The organism is Nocardia cyriacigeorgica NBRC 100375, from assembly GCF_000308555.1.
Classification (GTDB): domain Bacteria; phylum Actinomycetota; class Actinomycetes; order Mycobacteriales; family Mycobacteriaceae; genus Nocardia; species Nocardia cyriacigeorgica.
Genome location: NZ_BAFY01000180.1, coordinates 14,225 through 32,728, shown reverse-complemented (window position 1 = coordinate 32,728; position 18,504 = coordinate 14,225). Strand labels below are relative to the sequence as shown.

General features: G+C 69.5%; 17 protein-coding genes. 9 read left to right on the top strand and 8 right to left on the bottom strand.

All coding sequences use genetic code 11. The annotated features are described in order from the left end of the window. Positions 1–164: 164 nt before the first annotated feature. The 3 genes from RJ05_RS17795 to RJ05_RS17785 all read right to left on the bottom strand — a co-directional run bounded on the left by RJ05_RS17795 (position 165) and on the right by RJ05_RS17785 (position 2,690). Positions 165–623, bottom strand: a complete 459-nt coding sequence (locus RJ05_RS17795; protein ID WP_036538633.1) for an AMP-binding protein — start codon at positions 621–623, stop codon at positions 165–167. 147 nt (positions 624–770) lie between these two features. Next, complete coding sequence (locus RJ05_RS17790; protein WP_036538631.1) at positions 771–1,832, bottom strand: ABC transporter substrate-binding protein; 1,062 nt, start codon at positions 1,830–1,832, stop codon at positions 771–773. 54 nt (positions 1,833–1,886) lie between these two features. After that, positions 1,887–2,690 carry a VOC family protein gene (locus tag RJ05_RS17785; protein WP_036538629.1) on the bottom strand — a complete coding sequence of 268 codons (804 nt, stop codon included), beginning with the start codon at positions 2,688–2,690 and terminating at the stop codon, positions 1,887–1,889. 296 nt (positions 2,691–2,986) lie between these two features. Between RJ05_RS17785 and ctaD the strand changes: the two genes are divergently transcribed. The 8 genes from ctaD to RJ05_RS17745 all read left to right on the top strand — a co-directional run bounded on the left by ctaD (position 2,987) and on the right by RJ05_RS17745 (position 11,814). Beyond that, positions 2,987–4,729 (top strand): aa3-type cytochrome oxidase subunit I, encoded by a 1,743-nt coding sequence (ctaD, locus tag RJ05_RS17780; RefSeq protein ID WP_081505462.1) that lies wholly within the window; start codon positions 2,987–2,989, stop codon positions 4,727–4,729. A gap of 151 nt (positions 4,730–4,880) precedes the next feature. After that, complete coding sequence (serB, locus tag RJ05_RS17775; RefSeq protein WP_036538627.1) at positions 4,881–6,098, top strand: phosphoserine phosphatase SerB; 1,218 nt, start codon at positions 4,881–4,883, stop codon at positions 6,096–6,098. A gap of 9 nt (positions 6,099–6,107) precedes the next feature. Further along, positions 6,108–6,917 carry a peptidyl-tRNA hydrolase gene (locus RJ05_RS17770; protein ID WP_036538625.1) on the top strand — a complete coding sequence of 270 codons (810 nt, stop codon included), beginning with the start codon at positions 6,108–6,110 and terminating at the stop codon, positions 6,915–6,917. 66 nt (positions 6,918–6,983) lie between these two features. Continuing rightward, positions 6,984–7,817, top strand: a complete 834-nt coding sequence (locus tag RJ05_RS17765; RefSeq protein WP_014352267.1) for an ABC transporter ATP-binding protein — start codon at positions 6,984–6,986, stop codon at positions 7,815–7,817. 78 nt (positions 7,818–7,895) lie between these two features. Then, positions 7,896–8,705 (top strand): NUDIX hydrolase, encoded by an 810-nt coding sequence (locus tag RJ05_RS17760; protein ID WP_036538623.1) that lies wholly within the window; start codon positions 7,896–7,898, stop codon positions 8,703–8,705. Between the two features lie 33 nt (positions 8,706–8,738). Beyond that, the gene (locus RJ05_RS17755; protein WP_036538622.1) at positions 8,739–9,515 is read left to right on the top strand and encodes an enoyl-CoA hydratase-related protein; all 777 of its coding nucleotides are present in this window, start codon (positions 8,739–8,741) and stop codon (positions 9,513–9,515) included. A 71-nt stretch (positions 9,516–9,586) separates the two neighbouring features. Further along, positions 9,587–10,564 carry a class I SAM-dependent methyltransferase gene (locus tag RJ05_RS17750; protein WP_014352264.1) on the top strand — a complete coding sequence of 326 codons (978 nt, stop codon included), beginning with the start codon at positions 9,587–9,589 and terminating at the stop codon, positions 10,562–10,564. Continuing rightward, positions 10,564–11,814, top strand: coding sequence for a class I SAM-dependent methyltransferase (locus tag RJ05_RS17745; protein ID WP_036538620.1), 1,251 nt, complete (start codon positions 10,564–10,566; stop codon positions 11,812–11,814). The genes RJ05_RS17750 and RJ05_RS17745 overlap by 1 nt, the downstream gene beginning before the upstream one ends. 123 nt (positions 11,815–11,937) lie before the next feature. On the opposite strand, the gene RJ05_RS17740 is transcribed toward RJ05_RS17745, so the two are convergent. Together RJ05_RS17740 and RJ05_RS17735 are read right to left on the bottom strand one after the other, a co-directional pair. Further along, on the bottom strand, positions 11,938–12,486 hold the full coding sequence (locus RJ05_RS17740) for a DUF1697 domain-containing protein (RefSeq protein WP_036538618.1): 549 nt from the start codon (positions 12,484–12,486) through the stop codon (positions 11,938–11,940). Positions 12,487–12,567: 81 nt separating this feature from the next. Continuing rightward, the gene (locus tag RJ05_RS17735; protein WP_036538654.1) at positions 12,568–13,317 is read right to left on the bottom strand and encodes an acyltransferase; all 750 of its coding nucleotides are present in this window, start codon (positions 13,315–13,317) and stop codon (positions 12,568–12,570) included. A 152-nt stretch (positions 13,318–13,469) separates the two neighbouring features. Between RJ05_RS17735 and RJ05_RS17730 the strand changes: the two genes are divergently transcribed. After that, positions 13,470–14,804, top strand: a complete 1,335-nt coding sequence (locus RJ05_RS17730; protein WP_306306396.1) for an outer membrane protein assembly factor BamB family protein — start codon at positions 13,470–13,472, stop codon at positions 14,802–14,804. A 9-nt stretch (positions 14,805–14,813) separates the two neighbouring features. Here the strand turns inward: RJ05_RS17730 and RJ05_RS17725 are convergent, their stop codons facing one another. The 3 genes from RJ05_RS17725 to RJ05_RS17715 are packed head-to-tail and all read right to left on the bottom strand — an operon-like array spanning position 14,814 to position 18,372. Beyond that, on the bottom strand, positions 14,814–16,076 hold the full coding sequence (locus RJ05_RS17725; protein WP_036538614.1) for a glycosyltransferase family 4 protein: 1,263 nt from the start codon (positions 16,074–16,076) through the stop codon (positions 14,814–14,816). Further along, positions 16,073–17,611 (bottom strand): 1,4-alpha-glucan branching protein domain-containing protein, encoded by a 1,539-nt coding sequence (locus tag RJ05_RS17720; protein ID WP_036538612.1) that lies wholly within the window; start codon positions 17,609–17,611, stop codon positions 16,073–16,075. Before RJ05_RS17720 ends, RJ05_RS17725 begins: the two co-directional genes overlap by 4 nt. Further along, positions 17,608–18,372 (bottom strand): class I SAM-dependent methyltransferase, encoded by a 765-nt coding sequence (locus RJ05_RS17715; protein WP_051016670.1) that lies wholly within the window; start codon positions 18,370–18,372, stop codon positions 17,608–17,610. Before RJ05_RS17715 ends, RJ05_RS17720 begins: the two co-directional genes overlap by 4 nt. Between the last annotated feature and the right edge of the window lie 132 nt (positions 18,373–18,504).

Here is an 18,504-nt window from a genome sequence, read left to right as displayed (position 1 = left end):
AGTCGCCCCCGAGCTACCGCGGTGGTGGTAGTACTCGCCGCGCAGCAACAACACGGCAAGTCCAGTGTGAACCGGCGCGCGGCGCGCCGTGGGCGGATCGGCCACACTGCGCGCCCACGAATTTCCGGACCGGGCCGCGCCGCGCGCCGAGGAGAAAACGCCGATCAGGCCGAGCGCGCGACGACCGCGAAATCCGCCTCGGTCAGCGGCTGGTCGGAGCCTGCCAGATAGCGCTGCAAGGTCGACCGGTCATCGAGCACCAGCCAGCTGATCCGGTCGTCCAGTTGCGGACGCTCCTGCTTGGTGGTGACACCGAGACCGGTGCCGAAGGCAGTGGACTCGCCCTCGCCCATCGCCATCGGGATCGCCCCGATCTTGACGACGGCGCGTTCGGCGACCACGGCCTCCACCGGCTCGTCGACGGCGATCGCGACGCGGATCCCCGGTCCCGCCCCGATCTCGAGCAGCAGCCGGGCCAGTCGGTTCGACCAGCTGTCCAGCTCGGCGTAGGACAGCGAGACATCCGCGGCGGACACCACGACCGCCTCCGGGTCGACCGCGGCGGTCCGGGCTGTCGGCAGCACGGTGACGTTGCCGGTGTGCGATGCGACTGGAGTGTGCATGGTGTTCCCCTCGGAGAAATGGAAGGCGCTGTTCGTTGTCTTCCACTCTCGCCGCCGGGAGGCCGTGGCGGCAGCACCCCAAGGCGCGGGCGCGCACCCTCTCAGGGTGGCGGTTTGCCCACCAAGGGTGGCGTCGGCGAGCCGAGGTCAGTCGTTGACGTAGGCGTTGAGGGTGTTGCGCAGATCGGTGAGGACGGCGCGGGCCGCGGTGAGGCCCTGGGTGTGCCAGATGGTGTCGTCCACCGCGAACACCCGGCGGTCGGTGGCGGCGCCGAGCGCCTTCCACTCGTCCGAACGCAGCACCGACTCGCCGTGCTCGCGGCCGTCCTGGCCGGCGAACATGACATAGATCAGGTCGCCTTCCACCGGCGTCAGATCGGACTCGTCGACGTCGAACGAGCTGCCGCGCTGCGCGGTCGGCCGATGGGCGCCGGTGGCGGCGAGCACCTGCGCGGGCATGGTCTCGCTGCCGAGCACCCTGGTGCCGTCGGCGGTGAATCGGACGATGGAGGCCTGAGTGAGGTTGGCGGCCACGGCGTTTCCGGCGTCGGCCGCCTCGGTGCGGAAGTTCGCCAGCGCCGTCTCCGCGGCATCGGAGCGCCCCAGCGCCGCCGCGAGGGTGCTGAACTGGTCCTGCCAGTCGCTCTTGTCGCCGATCAGCACCGTCGGCGCGATCCCCGACAGCGCACCGAAATCGGCGCCCGCCGCGGGCAGGTCACCGATGATGAGATCGGGGTGCAGGGCCGCGATCAGGTTCGGATCGGGGTGGGCCACCGTGCCGACGCCCGGGATCTCGGAGATGCCCGTGCCGAGGTAGCTCGGCTGCGGGCTCGGGCCCTCCACGGTGGCGGCACCGACCACCCGCTCCCACAGCCCGACCGCGCACACCGCGTCCAGCGCCGCGGTGCTCAGCACCACGATGCGCTGCGGGTCGGCGGGCACCTCGGTGACGCCGAACGGATGGGTGACGGTGCGGGTGGCGCCGGCGGACGGATCGGGCGCGGTGGGCAGGCTGCACGCGTGCGCGGTGTCGCGCTCGAGCCCGACCACGCCCGCACCGGCGATATTGGTGGTGGTGCGGATGATCGAGGCCGAATCATCGGCGGGCGTCGCGCAACCCGCGCCGAGCACCGCGGCGCAGCCGACGACGACGGCACCCATGATCGTGCGGATTCGGGTGCGTCCATGACCCATCGCGCTCACCGGCATGCCGGTGAGGGTACATGCGCGCACCCCCGATCCGCAGGTGAGGTCGGCCGGTGCTCAGCCCTTGTCGCCGCCGAGACTGAATCGCGCGCCGTTCGGGTCGACGAGGGTGGCCAGCCGCCCGTAGGGGGTGTCCTCGGCGGGCGCGGTCACCGTCGCGCCCAGCCGCACCGCCTTCGCGACGGTGGCGTCGACGTCGTCGGCGCCGAAATACACCGACCACCCGCCCGGGGAACCCGGCGGCAGGAAAGTCGAGCCGTCCATCACCCCACCGAGCATCGGGCTGGTGGAATGCAGCGTGCTGTAGCGGAACTCCGGGGCGTCGGAGATCGGGAACAGGTCGTCCCAGCCGAAGACGGCCCGATAGAACTCGACCGAGCCGCTGAAATCGCCGGTGGTGAGTTCGAACCAGGACGGCGCGCCGTGATGGTCGCGCCACTGTCCGCCCTCGACCAGCCCGGCGGTCTCGAATCCGCCGAAGGTGCCGGCCTGCCAGATGCCGACCCCAGCGCCCGCGGCGTCGCCCAGGATCGCCATCGACCCGAGATCGCCGACCGCCATCGGCGCCACCACGACCTGCCCGCCGTGCGCGACGGCGGCCTCAGCGGTCGCCTCGGCGTTCTCGACGGCCAGGTAGACCGTCCACTGGTCCGGGCTGTCGGGGTCATCGGGCATGCGGCCCATCCCGCCGCCGACGGCCTTACCGCCGGAGCGGAAGGTGATGTAGCCGCCGAAGTCGTCGTCGCGTTCGGCGGTCCAGCCGAACAGTTCGCCGTAGAAGTCGATCGTGCGCTCGGGGTCGGAGCTGTAGACGTCGACCCAACAGGGATCGCCGGGCCGGTGCGCTGCGTTCGGTGCCATCGGTGCCTCTCCTCGATGTGTGTGCCGCCGGGATCAGCGGCGATGTCCATCGATAGAGACGATGCGGGCGAGCCGGACTCATCGGTCCGCGCCGGGTCGACACACCATGGCGGGGCAGCGGAAACAGGCATCGGCGGGCCGCGAATACGACACAGAGTAGGACCCGCTCGGTCGCCTGCGGCAGCACGGTTTACGATTCGAAGAGCGCAAGCTAACCGTCGTGTGCCCGGGCGCCACCGGACACATGCTGACAGTGGAGCCTGCGGAGCGACCTAAAGGCACCTTCAGGAGGATCAGTGACTGCCGTAGAGCCCCAGCCAGTCCCTCAATTAGAAGCGACTCGGCCTTTTCCGGCGCGGACCGGTCCCAAGGGGTCGTTCATCTACAAGATGGTCACCACGACCGACCCGAAGGTCCTCGGCGTCATGTACCTGACGACGTCGATGGTCTTCTTCCTCATCGGCGGCCTGATGGCGCTGATGATGCGTGGCGAGCTGGCGCGCCCGGGTCTGCAGTTCCTCTCGCCCGAACAGTTCAACCAGCTGTTCACCATGCACGGCACGATCATGCTGCTGTTCTATGCGACCGCGATCGTGTTCGGCTTCGCCAACATCATCCTGCCGCTGCAGATCGGCGCCCCCGACGTCGCCTTCCCGCGACTGAACGCCTTCAGCTACTGGCTGTACGCGTTCGGCGCCACCATGGCGACCGCGGGCTTCATCACCCCCGGCGGCGCCGCTGACTTCGGCTGGACGGCCTACGTCCCGCTGACCGACATCCTGCACTCGCCGGGCGTCGGCACCGACCTGTGGATCCTCGGCCTCGCCGTCTCGGGTCTTGGCACCATCCTCGGTGGCGTCAACATGCTCACCACCGTCGTCTGCCTGCGCGCCCCCGGTATGACCATGTTCCGGATGCCGATCTTCACCTGGAACATCGCCGTCACCAGCGTCCTGGTCCTGCTGGCCTTCCCGCTGCTGACCGCCGCCCTGTTCGGCCTGGCCTACGACCGCCACCTGGGCGGCCACATCTACGATCCGGCCACCGGCGGCATCCTGCTCTACCAGCACCTGTTCTGGTTCTTCGGCCACCCCGAGGTGTACATCATCGCGCTGCCGTTCTTCGGCATCGTCTCCGAGATCTTCCCGGTCTTCAGCCGTAAGCCGATCTTCGGTTACACCACCCTGGTCTACGCGACCCTCGGTATCGCCGCGCTGTCCATCGCGGTGTGGGCGCACCACATGTACGCCACCGGCGCGGTGCTGCTGCCGTACTTCTCGTTCATGACCTTCCTGATCGCGGTCCCGACCGGTGTGAAGTTCTTCAACTGGATCGGCACCATGTGGAAGGGCCAGTTGACGTTCGAATCGCCGATGTTGTTCTCCATCGGCTTCATCGTCACCTTCCTCTTCGGTGGTCTGTCCGGCGTCATCCTGGCCAGCCCGCCGCTGGACTTCCACGTCACCGACTCCTACTTCGTGGTCGCGCACTTCCACTACGTGCTCTTCGGCACCATCGTGTTCGCCACCTACGCCGGCATCTACTTCTGGTTCCCGAAGATGACCGGCCGGATGATGGACGAGCGCCTGGCCAAGTGGCACTTCTGGACCACTTTCATCGGCTTCCACACCACCTTCCTGGTGCAGCACTGGCTGGGTGCCGAGGGCATGCCGCGTCGCTACGCCGACTACCTGCCCAGCGACGGTTTCACCACGCTGAACACGGTGTCGACCATCGGCGCGTTCGTGCTGGGCGCCTCGATGCTGCCGTTCCTGTGGAACGTGTTCAAGAGCTACCGTTACGGCGAGGTCGTCACCGTCGACGATCCGTGGGGCTACGGCAACTCGCTGGAGTGGGCCACCACCTGCCCGCCGCCGCGGCACAACTTCTACGAGCTGCCGCGCATCCGGTCCGAGCGTCCGGCCTTCGAGCTGCACTACCCGCACATGGTCGAGCGGATGCGGGCCGAGGCCCACGTCGGCTGGGGTTCGGGCAAGCATGCCACCGAGGTGCATGAAGGCGCGGCCCTGACCAAGTAACGGCGGAAGACACCATTCCGGATGAGTGTGCACCTGCTGGGGTGACCAGCGGGTGCATGCGCAGCGGACCATTCGTAGTCGCGGCGTCGGCGGCCCCCTCGGGGTATCCGTTGTACGCCGCTTCTGCGTTAGCACAGACTGGAGCGCAGGGTTGGCAGACACCACAGTTCTCGTCACCGTCACCGGGCCCGACCGGCCCGGTGTGACCTCGGTGCTACTCACCGCGATGTCGCGACATCAGGTCAGCCTGCTGGACGTGGAGCAGGTCGTCATCCGGGGCCGGCTGACCCTCGGTGTTCTGGTGACCTGCCCGAACGATCCCGAAGAACTGCAAGACGAGCTCGAAGAGGCGATGAACACCGTCGGCATGCACGTCGACGTGGACATCGACGCCGAGCCCGCCCGTGCGCCGGTGCCCACCCACGCTGTGGTGATCCTCGGCGCACCCGTGACGGCCCGCGCCTTCAGCGCCGTCTCCCGCCAGCTCGCCACACTCGGCGCCAATATCGACGCCATCCGCGGTGTCGCCGACTACCCGGTGACCGGCATGGAGCTGATGGTCTCCGCCGCCGACACCGGCGATGACACCGATTCCCGGCTGCGCACCGCGCTGGCCGACGTCGCGGTGGCCGAGCAGGTCGACGTCGCGGTGGAGCGGGCCGGACTGGCGCGCCGGGCCAAGCGGCTCATCGTCTTCGACGTCGACTCCACGCTGATCCAGGGTGAGGTCATCGAGATGCTGGCCGCGCACGCCGGTGTCGAGGACGAGGTCCGCCGGGTCACCGAATCGGCCATGCGCGGCGAGATCGACTTCGGCGAATCGCTGCGCCAGCGGGTGGCGACCCTGGAGGGACTCGACGAATCGGTGATCGAGGAGGTCGCCGAACGGATCGAGCTCACGCCGGGCGCCCGCACCACCATCCGCACCCTGCGCAGGCTCGGTTTCCGCTGCGGCGTGGTCTCCGGCGGCTTCCGTCAGGTGATCGAACCGCTGGCGCACGATCTGGAACTGGACTTCGTGCAGGCCAACACCCTCGAGATCGTCGACGGCAAACTCACCGGGCGGGTGGTCGGCGATATCGTCGACCGCGCCGCCAAGGCCACCGCCCTGCGTAAGTTCGCCGCCGAAGCCGGCGTGCCGATGGAGCAGACCGTCGCGGTGGGCGACGGCGCCAACGATATCGACATGCTCAATGCCGCTGGCCTCGGTGTCGCCTTCAATGCCAAGCCGGCGTTGCGTGAGATCGCCGATGCCGCGCTCTCGCATCCCTACCTGGACGCAGTGCTGTTCATTCTCGGCGTCACCCGGGACGAGGTCGAGGCGGCCGACGCCATGGACGGGCTGCTGCGGCGAGTTCCGCTGGGCTGAGGCGCGGGTATGACCGACATCCCGGAGTCGGCCGCCTCGGTAGAGGCGGTCGCCGGTACCGTGCCCGCCGAACCACGGGCGACCGATGGCGATTTCGCCGCCAGACATGCCGAGCTCGCCACCGGATACGGCGGTTCGGGCGACCCCGGCGATCCGGCCATGGTGCAGGCCATGCAGATGGTGCTGTACCTGCCCAAGGCCGAGCCGCCGCCCCGCAGTGCGCTGCTGGCGGCCGCGGCGGCGGCCGCGGTGGCCTTGTGCCTGGACCCACGGGTCGGCCCCGGCGGGGAATGGGCCGATCGGTATCTGGCCTGGAAACGGTCGCGGATCCGCAAGGTCGCCCGCCGGGCGCGGGGAGCGCAGTGGGCCGCGGCGAACGAGGTCGACGGCGTCACCGTGGAGTCGGCCGGCGCCCTGGCCCGTGCGCTGGTGCCGGGACCGGTCGGGCAGATCGATCCGCGGATCCGGAAGTTGCAGATCGGCGGCACCGATATCGAGCACGACGACCCCGGGCCGCCGGACCCCGAACTGCCCGTGTTGTGGGTGAATTCGGCCCTGGACATGACCCTCGGCAAAGCCGCCGCCCAGGTGGGGCACGCGAGCATGCTGCTGGCCGGTGCGCTGCCGGAATCGGCCGCGCGAGTCTGGGCCGAGCGCGAGTTCGCGTGCGCGGTGCGCGAATCCGGACCCGAACACTGGGCCGAGTTGAGCCGCGCGGTGGCCGACGGCACGGCGGTGGCGGTTCGCGATGCCGGGTTCACCGAGGTGGCACCCGGTTCGATGACGGTGATCGCCACACCCGGCCTGCTCACCCACTGAATCGGCCGGTATCTGTCACCGCGGGTACGCGGGCCGGTCGTACGGCCGTCTGGGTTTTGGGCCAAGATGGAGCGCGTGCCGCAACCGGATCCCGATCTGCTCATCGATTTCACCGACGTCACCATCCGCCGCTCGGGCCACACCCTCGTCGGCCCGGTCACCTGGCAGGTCGAGCTCGACGAACGCTGGGTCGTGCTCGGCCCCAACGGCGCGGGCAAGACCTCACTGCTGCGGATGGCCGCTGCGGAGGTGCACCCCACCTCGGGCATCGCGCATCTGCTCGGCGAGGTGCTCGGCAAGGTCGACGTCAGCGAACTGCGGCCGCGCATCGGATTGTCCTCGGCCGCGGTAGCGGGCCGCGTGCCGCGCGAGGAGAAAGTCAGCGATCTGGTGGTCTCGGCCGGATACGCGGTGCTCGGCCGCTGGCGTGAACGCTACGACGACGTCGACACCGACCGCGCCATCGACATGCTGGAAAGCCTCGGCGCCGAGCACCTGGCCGACCGCACCTACGGCACCCTCTCCGAGGGGGAACGCAAACGCGTGCTGATCGCCCGTGCGCTGATGACCGACCCGGAACTGCTGCTGCTCGACGAGCCGGCCGCCGGCCTGGATCTCGGCGGGCGCGAGGAACTGGTGGAGCGCCTGGGCGACCTGGCCGCCGACCCGGACGCACCGGCGATCGTGCTCGTCACCCACCACGTGGAGGAGATTCCGCCGGGGTTCACCCATGGTCTGCTCCTCAACGAGGGCTCGGTGGTCGCGCAGGGGCTGCTGTCGGATGTCCTGACGGCCGAGAACCTCAGCGAAGCGTTCAGCCAGTCCATCGCGCTCGACCGCGTCGACGGACGCTACTTCGCCCGCCGGGCCCGCCGCTTCGGCAAGCATCGCTCGCGCTGAGCTCGGTGCGCGTCCTCGGCCGGTGGTGAACCGACGCCGTCGCACCGCCGCTCCCCAAGCGGGCGTTAGGGTGCAGGAATGAGTGATGTGGTGCTGCCCAAGGACGCTTCGACGGTGATGCTGGTGCGTGACGGGGCCACCGGCCCCGAGGTGTTCCTCCAGCGCCGCGTGGGAGCCATGGCCTTCGCCGCGGGCATGACCGTATTCCCCGGCGGCGGCGTCGACCCCTCCGACGCGACCGCCGACATCGCCTGGGCCGGACCGGAACCCGCGTGGTGGGCCGAACGTTTCCGCACCACCGAGCCGCGCGCGCAGGCTTTGGTCTGTGCCGCGGTGCGGGAAACCTTCGAAGAGTGCGGAGTGCTGCTGGCCGGTCCGGCCGCCGATCAGGTCGTCGCCGATACCACCGGCTATCGCGCGGCCAGGGGCAAGCTGGAGCGGCGTGAGCTGTCGCTGGCGCAGTTCCTGGTCGAGGAGAACCTGGTGTTGCGCGCCGATCTGCTGCGCCCGTGGGCCAACTGGATCACCCCCGAGGTGGAGAAGCGCCGCTACGACACCCGCTTCTTCGTCGCGGTGCTGCCGGACGGCCAGCGCGCCGACGGCGCCACCTCCGAGGCCGACGAGGTCCAGTGGCGCACCCCGGCCGACGCGCTGGACCGCTGGCGGGCCGGATCCGACATCCTGCTGCCGCCCACCTGGGCCCAACTGGACGCGCTGGCCGGCTACGCCTCCACTGCCGAGATCCTGGCCGCCGAACGCGATATCGATCCGATCGAACCGGTGTTCAGCGCCGCCGAGGGCAGGAAGGCGCTCAGCTTCCCCGACTGCGCCCGCTACTTCGACGACCTCCCCGATCAGCGCAAACTGCAAGGCTCCACACGCGAATGAGAGATCCGGCGCGCACCCGGTAGGTTGCCAGCCATGGCCGAATTCGTGACCGTGGACGAGCTGGACGGCGATACCGGACGCCGGGTGGCGGTGCTGCGTATCGCCCGTGCGCCGATGAACCTGCTGAACATTCAGGTGGTACGGGAGCTGGCCACCGCGGCCCACGACATCGGCGAGGATCCGGGGATCGGGGCGGTGGTCGTCTACGGCGACGAGCGCGTCTTCTGCGCCGGCGACGACCTCGCCGAGCTGGCCGCGCTCTCGGCCGAGCAGGCCGCCGCCGTCGCCGCCGACCTCCAGCACGCCCTCGGTTGCCTGGCCCGGCTGCCGCAGCCGACGGTGGCCGCGATCAGTGGTTATGCGCTCGGCTCGGGTCTGGAGCTCGCACTCGGCGCCGATCGTCGCGTCATCGGCGACAACGTCAAGCTCGGGCTGCCGCAGATCAAGGCGGGCCTGATCCCGCTGGCCGGTATTCGCAGGCTCACCGCGCTCATCGGACCAGGCGCGGCCAAGGATCTGGTGTACACCGGACGCTTCGTGGAACCGGACGAAGCGCGCGCCCTCGGACTGGTCGACGAGGTCGTGGCACCCGACGACGTCTACACCGCCGCCGTGGGGTGGGCGCGCGGTTTCCTGGACGGCCCGGCCCGCGCCTTGGCGGCGGCGAAAGCGGTCTTCGAGGCCGGCCCGCACGGCCACGATCGGGCCCGAATCGCATGGTCGGAGCTGTTCGGCACCGAAGATCGCCTGATAGGAACACGTTCTTATTTGGCCGACGGACCCGGCTCGGCGGAGTTCGTCGGACGCTGATAAGCCGACTCGCGCGCGATCCCACCCACTGGTATGAACGCCCCTATAGCGAGGGTTTAGGCTAGGCCACCATGACGGTACGCCACGACGACCCCGCGCCGAACCCGCATGCCACCGAGGCCGAGGTCGAAGCCGCGCTCAAGGACACCAAACTCGCCCAGGTCCTCTACCACGACTGGGAAGCCGAGACCTACGACGACAAATGGTCGATCTCCTATGACGAACGGTGTATCGAGTACGCGCGCGGCCGCTTCGACGCCGCGGTCGGGCCGGTGGCGCTGCCCTACGGCCGGGCGCTGGAACTCGGCTGCGGCACCGGGTTCTTCCTGCTGAACCTGATGCAGGCCGGGGTGGCCAAGAGCGGTTCGGTGACCGACCTGTCGCCGGGCATGGTGAAGGTCGCGCTGCGCAACGCGCAGAACCTCGGGCTGGACGTGGACGGCCGCGTCGCCGACGCCGAAACCATTCCCTACGAGGACAACACCTTCGACCTGGTCGTCGGCCACGCCGTGCTGCACCACATCCCCGATGTCGAACTCGCGCTGAAGGAATGCCTGCGCGTGCTCAAGCCGGGCGGGCGCCTGGTCTTCGCCGGCGAGCCCACCACCGCGGGCAACTTCTACGCGCGCTGGCTCGGCCGCATCACCTGGGGCGCCACCACCAACCTCACCAAACTGCCCGGTCTGGCGAGCTGGCGCCGTCCGCAGGAGGAACTGGACGAGTCCTCCCGCGCCGCCGCCCTCGAGGCCGTCGTCGACCTGCACACCTTCACCCCCGACCAGCTCGAGGCGATGGCCCGCTCGGCCGGCGCGGTCGAGGTCGCCGCGCACACCGAGGAGTTCGCCGCGGCGCTGTGGGGCTGGCCGGTGCGCACCTTCGAGGCCGCCGTGCCCGCCGAAAAACTCACCTGGCGCTATCGGATGGCCATGTACAAGGCGTGGCTGGGCCTGAGCTGGGTGGACGAGAACGTCATGCGCCGGGTCGTGCCGCGCCAGTTCTTCTACAACGCCATGATCACCGGCGTGAAGCCGGGCGCCCCGGGCCAGTAGTGGGCTACGGCTTCAGCCACGAGGACATCGTCTTCCTGGCCGGTGCGGCGGGCGCCGCCGCGCTGGCCGACGTGGACCGGCTGGAGCTGACCCCGGCGACGCACCTGCGGGATCTCGCGCGGGTGCGCCGCGACCACGGCGACCGGGCGGCGGCACTGATCGAGACCGTGCGGTTGCGCCGCCGGGCCGCCGCCAAACTCGCCGATGCGGGGGACTGGCTGTTCACCGACGACGCACTGCAACAGGCAACGCCGACGGTGGTGGCGCGGCACCGGGCGGCCCGGCTCGCCGGTCGCGCCGTCCACGATGTGACCTGCTCGATCGGTGCGGAACTGGCCGAGCTGGCGCGAGTGTGCCCGGCCGTGATCGGCAGTGACCTGGACGAGGTTCGCCTCGCGATGGCGCGGCACAATCTCGGCCGATCGGCGTTGTCCGTCGCGCGGTCGGCGGCACCCGCCGGGCGGCCCGGCGACGACGCGTTAACCCCCCGACATGTGCTGCTGGTCAAGGCGGACGCGTTGTCGCCGTGTACGCGAGACACTGTGATCATCGCCGATCCAGCGCGCCGAGCCGACGGCAGGCGAATGCACGATCCGGCGAAACTGCAACCACCGCTACCGAACCTTCTCGCCGCTTATCCCTGTCGTGATCTGGCCGTGAAATGCGCCCCCGGACTGGATTTCGACAGCCTCGACTGGCCCGGAGAGATCGAGGTCGTGTCCCTCGACGGTTCGGTCCGGGAAGCCTGCCTGTGGTCGCCGGGACTGACCGACTCCGGCGTCACCCGCCGCGCGACCGTGCTGTCGTCGACCGGCCACACCACCACCCTCACCGACGCCGAAACCGACGACATCCCCGAACGCGCCCCCGGCGAATGGATCATCGACCCTGACGGCGCCATCGTCCGTGCCGGCCTGGTCCGCCAGTACGCGGCGAAACATGGTCTCTGGCAGCTCGACCCGCGTATCGCCTACCTCACCGGCGACCGGGTGCCCGACGGCGTGCGCGGCTTCCGGGTGCTCGACCAACTGGACTTCCGGGAGAAATCGTTGCGCTCCGAGCTGCGCCGCCGGGACTGCGGCGCAGTGGAAATCCTGGTGCGCGGCGTCGATGTCGACCCGGACCAGCTGCGCCGCCGCCTGAAACCGACCGGCTCCCAGCCCTATACGCTCGTGATCACGCGCATCGGCCGCCACGCCACCGTGTTCCTGTGTGCCGCTCTGTCTGCTGCTCGGCCCGGCACCGGATAGGAACCTGCGCCGACCGCATCCGAGGACGGCATGCGCGAGATCGACCCCGGACGCGCGACCCCGTCTGCTCTCGTGAGCTCCCCGGGTTACGCCCCGTGCATGATCGCCGCGCAGCCCGGGTTCTCAGCCGATCGCTTCCATCTTCTTCACCACCCGCTGCACCGTCAGCCAGGTGCGAGTGGTGATGTCCTTGCCGTAGGTGCGTTCCAGCCACGCCATGAAATCGACGGTGCGCGGCGTGCTGTTGTCGACGACGAACAGGAAGACCCGTGCCGCGGGGTCGTAGCCGACCACGCGGGTGAGTGGATCGGGCGCGTCGGGCAGTTCGATCGGCTCCGTGCTGGTGCTCTTGCGGAAGGTCGCGGTCAGGTAGGAGCCGCGGCCGTGGGTGAGGCCCTCGAACGGATCGGAGTCCAGCAGGGTGCGCAGCTCGTCGTAATCGCGGATGATGGTGCCGCCGGGAATGCCGAGCTCCTGGTTGAGCGCCTGCTGGATCCGGTCCTCGAGCTCGACCGGGTCGGACTCCTCGGTGCGGAAGACGATATTGCCGCTCGACACCACCGAGGCGACCGCCTCGAAGCCGAGCCCGGTGAACACGCCGCGGAGCTTGTCGTTGGTCATGTTCGGATTCATCGGGGCGATCCCGCGCAACAGCGCCGCGTACCTCGTCATGGGGCAGACCGTAACGGATCGGACCGACAACGGTGCGCTCCCGCAGCCGGGAACAGGCGCTCAGGTGGCGGACCCGGATGCTCAGGCCTGAGCCGGGGCGCCGTTCTTCTTGCGTTCGATGTCTTCGAGCGCCGCCAGATAGGCCGCGCGCTGTTCGGCACCGGACTCCCAGGCCGCCTTGCGGTTCTTGACCACCTTCGCCGGGGCGCCGACGGCAATGGAGTAATCGGGGATCTCGCCCTTGACCACCGCGTGCGCGCCGAGCACGCAGCCGCGTCCGACGCGGGTCTCGCGCAGCACCGTCACCTTGGCCGCGATCCAGGTGTCCGGGCCGATGCGGACCGGGCTCTTCACGATGCCCTGATCCTTGATCGGCATGGTGATGTCGTCCATCTTGTGGTCGAAGTCGCAGATGTAGCACCAGTCCGCGACCAGGGTCGATTCGCCGATCTCGATATCGAGGTAGGTGTTGACGACGTTGTCCTTGCCGAAGACCACCTTGTCGCCGATGCGCAGCGAACCCTCGTGGCAGCGGATGGCGTTGCCGTCGCCGATGTGCACCCAGCGGCCGATCTCCATCCGGCCCAGTTCCGGGGTCGCGTGGATCTCCACCCGCCGGCCGAGGAACACCATGCCGCGCAACACGATATGCGGGTTGGTCAGCCGGAACTTGAACAGCCGGTAGTAGCGCACCAGGTACCAGGGCGTGTAGGCGCGGTTGGCGATCACCCAGCGCAGCGAGGCCAGGGTGAGAAAGCGTGCCTGCTGCGGATCGCGGCGCCGCGATCCCCGCCACCGTGAACGCAACGGTGCGCCCCACATGCTCGTCACGAACTGTTCTCCCGTCGTGTGTCCGCCTATCGCGCACACAGCCTACTGACGTGCTGCCCCGAGCGGATCGATACCCGTCGGCTAACCTCACTGGCACGCGCGGGCGCGCGGGGAGATGATCACGTCAGATCGCGTGTGAAGGAGAGCAGCAGGTGCGAATCGGCAGCGTACGAGCTGTATCCGGGCGGCCACGGCTGCGGATGAATACGGCGGCGGCGCTACTGGCGGTGGGCACGGTGGTGCTCACCGGCTGCGGCACCGATGTCGACGACATCACCGTCGGCCCCGGCCTCGGCTGGCCCGGCGCCCATCACGACGCCCGCAACAGCGGTACCAGCCCCGTCACCGGTGCGCACGCGCTCGAGCTGACGTGGTCACGCCCGGTGGGCGGGCCGATCGCGACCCCGGTGAGCGTCGCGGCCGAGGGCCAGATGTTCGTCACCACCCGTACGCCGTCGGGCTGCAATATCTTCTCCTTCCAGATGCCCACCGGTCGCAAACGGTTCTGTAACCCCCTGGGGCCGAACGCCGTCTCGTCGCCGCCGCTGATCGACGGCCTCACCAATGTCTATGTCGGTGACGACAGCGGCGTGACGTCGATGAACTACCTGGGCCAGCCGCGCTGGCGCACCGCGGTGGCCGGCGTGCCGGTCTCGTTGCAGTTCACCGGCGACAGCAATCTGCTGACCATCACCCAGGCCGGCCAGATCGATGTGCTGTCGCGCCAGACCGGTCAGCGGCTTGTCCCGACCACGCAGCTGCTCGGCCAGCCCGATCATCTCGAACTTCCCGCTCTCAGCTGGCCGCCGTCGGGTGAGGGCCTGGCCGACTGCCCGACCGGTGGTCCGCACTGCGCGGTGGCCAACGTCTCGCCCATCGACACCGACTCCGGGCGCTTCTACGCGACCGTGTGGCGTCCGGGTGATGCCAGGGCCTCCCTGGTGGCGTTGCGCTACATCGACGGCGAGATCGAGCAACTGTGGAGCGCCGAGATGCTCGAGGGCGGCAGCGCCACCAGCCCGGCCTTGTCGGCGGACGGCAGCACGGTCTACGTCGGCGACAACAGCGACCGGCTGATCGCCGTCGACGCCGTCGAGGGCAGCACCAAATGGGTGCATCAGCTGGAGTGGACCCCGCGTCGCGGCATCTCCGTCTCCGGCGACGGACTGATCATCCCGGCCGGCGACGACGGCTACCTGCTGGCCCTGCGCGACCATGGCGACACTGTCGAACAGGCCTGGGAGCGTAAGGATCTCGCCCACCGCGGCACGCCCGCCCAGACCGCGGGCCACACCGGCTACACGGTGGCGGCCATCGGCGAAGGCCTCAACCTGATCACCTTCGACACCGAGACCGGACGGACCCTCGACTCCGACGTGCTGCCCGGTGCGAGTGGCACCACGACCGGCACTTCGGTCAGCGCCGACGGCGAGGTGGTCGTGGCCACGCAGATCGGCGAGATCTTCGTTTTCGCGCCGCAGCGGTGAGCCGACCGGTCAGACCGGCTGGTTCGGATCCCGTTCCGGCAGCGGACGCATGGTGATCACCGGGCGTCCGAGCGGCGTCCGGACCCGCCGCTTGGCGGACTGGTACACCTGCGCGGTCTCGGCCGCCACCACATCCCAGGAGAAATCGGCGGTCAGGCGTTCGCGGGCGGCGTAGGCGCGTTCCTGCGCGGCGGCCGGGTCGTCGAGCACCGCGCGCACCGCCTGCACGAGTCCGTCCACGTCGGCCGGTTCGAAGGACGCTCCGGTCACACCGTCGATCACCGCTTCACCGAGCCCGCCGGCGGTGGAGGTGACCAGCGGGGTGCCCGCCGCGGCCGCTTCCAGTGCGACGATCCCGAAGGGTTCGTAGCGACTCGGCAGCACGATGGCGTCGGCGCCGTGTAGCCAGCCGAGCAGTTCGGTGTGATCGAGCTGGCCTGCGAAGGTGACCGCCCGGGCCACTCGATGCACCCGCGCCCGCTCGCGCAGCCATTCGAACTGTGTGCCGACCCCGGCGATGGTGAGTGTGGTGCCCGGATGAGCGCGCCGGATCCGCGGCAGCGCCGCGATCGCGTCCTGCACGCCCTTCTCGTATTCGAGCCTGCCCACATACAGCAGCCGCGGCGGGCCGGTGCGCGGCGGCCGCGGGCGGAAGGTCCAGGCGCCGACGTCGATGCCGTTGCGGATAACGGTGAGCGGGATGCGGTCGGGGTTGTAGAGCCGTTCCACCTCGTCCTGCATGGAGGCCGAACAGGTGATCAGGGCGTCGGATTCGTTGGCCAGCCACCACTCCACCGAGTGCACCTGGCGGTTCACCCGGCCCGAGACCCAGCCGCTGTGGCGTCCGGCCTCGGTGGCGTGGATGGTCGAGACCAGCGGCACGTCGTAGTACTCGGCCAGCGCGATGGCCGGATGCGCGACCAGCCAGTCGTGGGCGTGCACCACATCGGGTGTCCAGCCCTCGCCGATGCCCGGTTTGTTCAGCGCGACGCCCGCGCGCACCATGGCGTGGCCCATCGCCAGCGTCCACGCCAGCATGTCCTCGCCGAAATCGAAGAACGGCGGGTCCTCGGCGACCGCGACCACCAGCACGCCGTCGGCGATGTAGGAGTGCGTGGGATGGGTCGACGGATCGGTGCCGGTGGGACGGCGCGCCAGTACGACCACCTCGTGGCCCGCCGCGGCGAGCTCGGTGGCCAGATGATGGACGTGTCTGCCCAGCCCGCCGACGACGACCGGCGGGTACTCCCACGACACCATCAAGATCTTCATGTATGTCCTTCTGAGGTGGCAGCGCGCAATCGGCGCGCGTCCAGGGCCGGGAAGAATCCGTCGGCCGCCCCCCATCCTGCCGCCAACTGCCGTGCTTTGGCGAGCTGACCGGCCCCGACGGCCGCCGCGATTTCGCGAACGGCGTGCGCGTGCTGATGTGCGCGTTCCCGGGCGTACCCGGCGGCGGAGTCCTTGCTGACCATGAACGCCCAGTCGCTGGACACGGTCAGGATGGCTTCGCGCAGTAGTTGATCGGCCACCTGGTCGCGGCCGGTCGCCGAGGATTGCGCGCGCATCTTGTCCACCGTGTCCAGTGCGAGCGCGACGATATCGTCGTTGAGTTCCACCAGGTCACGCACCTGATCGCCGGCCCAGACCCGCCAGTCCTTGCCCGAGCCCCACGACGAATCGGTCAACTGCACCGGCTCGCCGACATACCCACCGGCGCGCGCGTCGGCCAGCGTGCCGACGGTGACGCCCGCCTCGGGCAGCGCCCGCAGCACCTGCGCCAGCCACTGTGGACCCTCGTGCCACCAGTGCCCGAACAGCTCGGTGTCGAAGGCTGCCACTACAAGCGCGGGCCGGCCGATCCGCTCGGATTCGCCGATCAGTCGTTCGCGCACGGTGGCGACGAAATCGTCGACGTCGGCGCGCACCGCGGCGGCAGCCAGATCGGGGTCGTAGGGCGCCTTGTCCGGCCCGGCGACCGATTTGCCGGTCACCCTGGCCGGTTTGAGGCCGGTGGCGTGGTCGTAGTGATGGAAATCGCGGTAGGCGCTGTGGCCCGGATAGCCCGACTTGGGCGACCAGACCCGATAGCTGACCTGGAGATCGCGGCCGAACGCCACCACGTCGGACTCGCGAACGGGCCGCCCGAGGCTGGAATCGCCGCGCAGGGCGGGCCCATCCACCATGAAATGCGTCACACCCGCGGCGTCGTAGCCGACCTCCATGCCGGGCGTGTAACCGCATTCGGGCGCCCAGATTCCGGACGGGGTGTGGCCCCAGCGCAACCGGGCGTCGGCGAGCCCTTCGGTGAGCTGGAATTCGCGCAGTCGGGGATCGAGCAGCGGCTGGAACGGATGCGCCAGCGGGCCGCCGAGCAGCTCGATCGCCTCGGCGTCGATCAGCTGCCGCCACACCGGTGCGGCACCGTGGCGCCAGTGCTGTTCGAACTCCGCCAGCGCGGCCGCGGCCAGCCGGTGCTCATGGCGGCCGAGGGCGAGATTGCCCGCCATCGCGGCCTCGTCGGCGCGCAACTGCCAATTGCCCAGCCAGTGATGCATCCCGGCCAGGCAGTGCGAATCGTCGAGCTGGGCGGCGAGCACCGGCGTGATGCCGAGCGTCAGCAGGTGTGAACGTCCTTCGGCGGCAAGGGTTCTCAAGACCTCGACGACCGGAAGGTAGGACGCGGCCCAGGACTGGTACAGCCATTCCTCGCCGACGGGCCAGCGTCCGTGATGGGCCAGCCAGGGCAGGTGTGAATGCAGGACCAGGGTGAACTGGCCCGGTACGGCGGCGGCGGTGCCGGTCAAGGCTTCACCGCGATGGCCACCAGATCCAGGCTCGCATCGATGTCGTCGGTGGTCAGGGCGAAATCGTCGATGGTCACCGCGGCGACGTCGGCGGTGAGTTCGGCGGGCCAGGGCTGACCGGCCAGCGCGCGCTCGATCTGCGCGTCGATGAACGAGCCACCGTGCTTGGCGTCCAGCGCTTTCAGCGTTTCGCCGTGATGCACACCGGTCATCACCGACACCTCGAAACCCGCCTGCACCAGCAGTTCGGTGAGTTCGGCGGCATTGAGCTCCCTGGTGTGGAACGGGTTGAGCGGGGTGTCGCGACCGGGGGAGAAGGTGATCCGGTTCGGGGTGCTGATCAGCAGTTCGCCGCCGGGCCGCAGCACCCGCAGGCATTCGCGCAGGAACTGCGACTGATCCCAAAGGTGTTCGATCACTTGGAAATTCACCACTACGTCGACCGAAGAGTCCTCCAGTGGCAGGTCGGCGAGATTGCCCTGGATCATCTCCACGCGCGGGTAGCGCGCGCGTACGTGCTCGACCGCGCTCGCGTCGTAGTCGAGCCCGATCACCCGGGTGGCGACTCCGGCGATCATGTCGGCGCCGTAGCCCTCGCCCGAACCCGCCTCGAGCACCACCTTGCCGGCGCAGCGGTCCAGCAGCCGCGCGTAGACGATCTCGTGCCTGCGGAACCAGTAGTTCTCCTCGGCGATTCCAGGCACGGTGCGCTCGCCGGTCAGCGGCAGCGGGTCGAGTGCGCCCGGCGTCGCGGCGGTCATGGGTGCCGGTTCGCCTACTGCGGCAGGAATCACAGCCTCACTCATCGGTCCGACGTTACTGGTACGGCTGGGTGAACTTGTTTCCGGTCTGGTGTTCAGGACCCTCGCGGAGTAAGTTACCCACGAGTAACT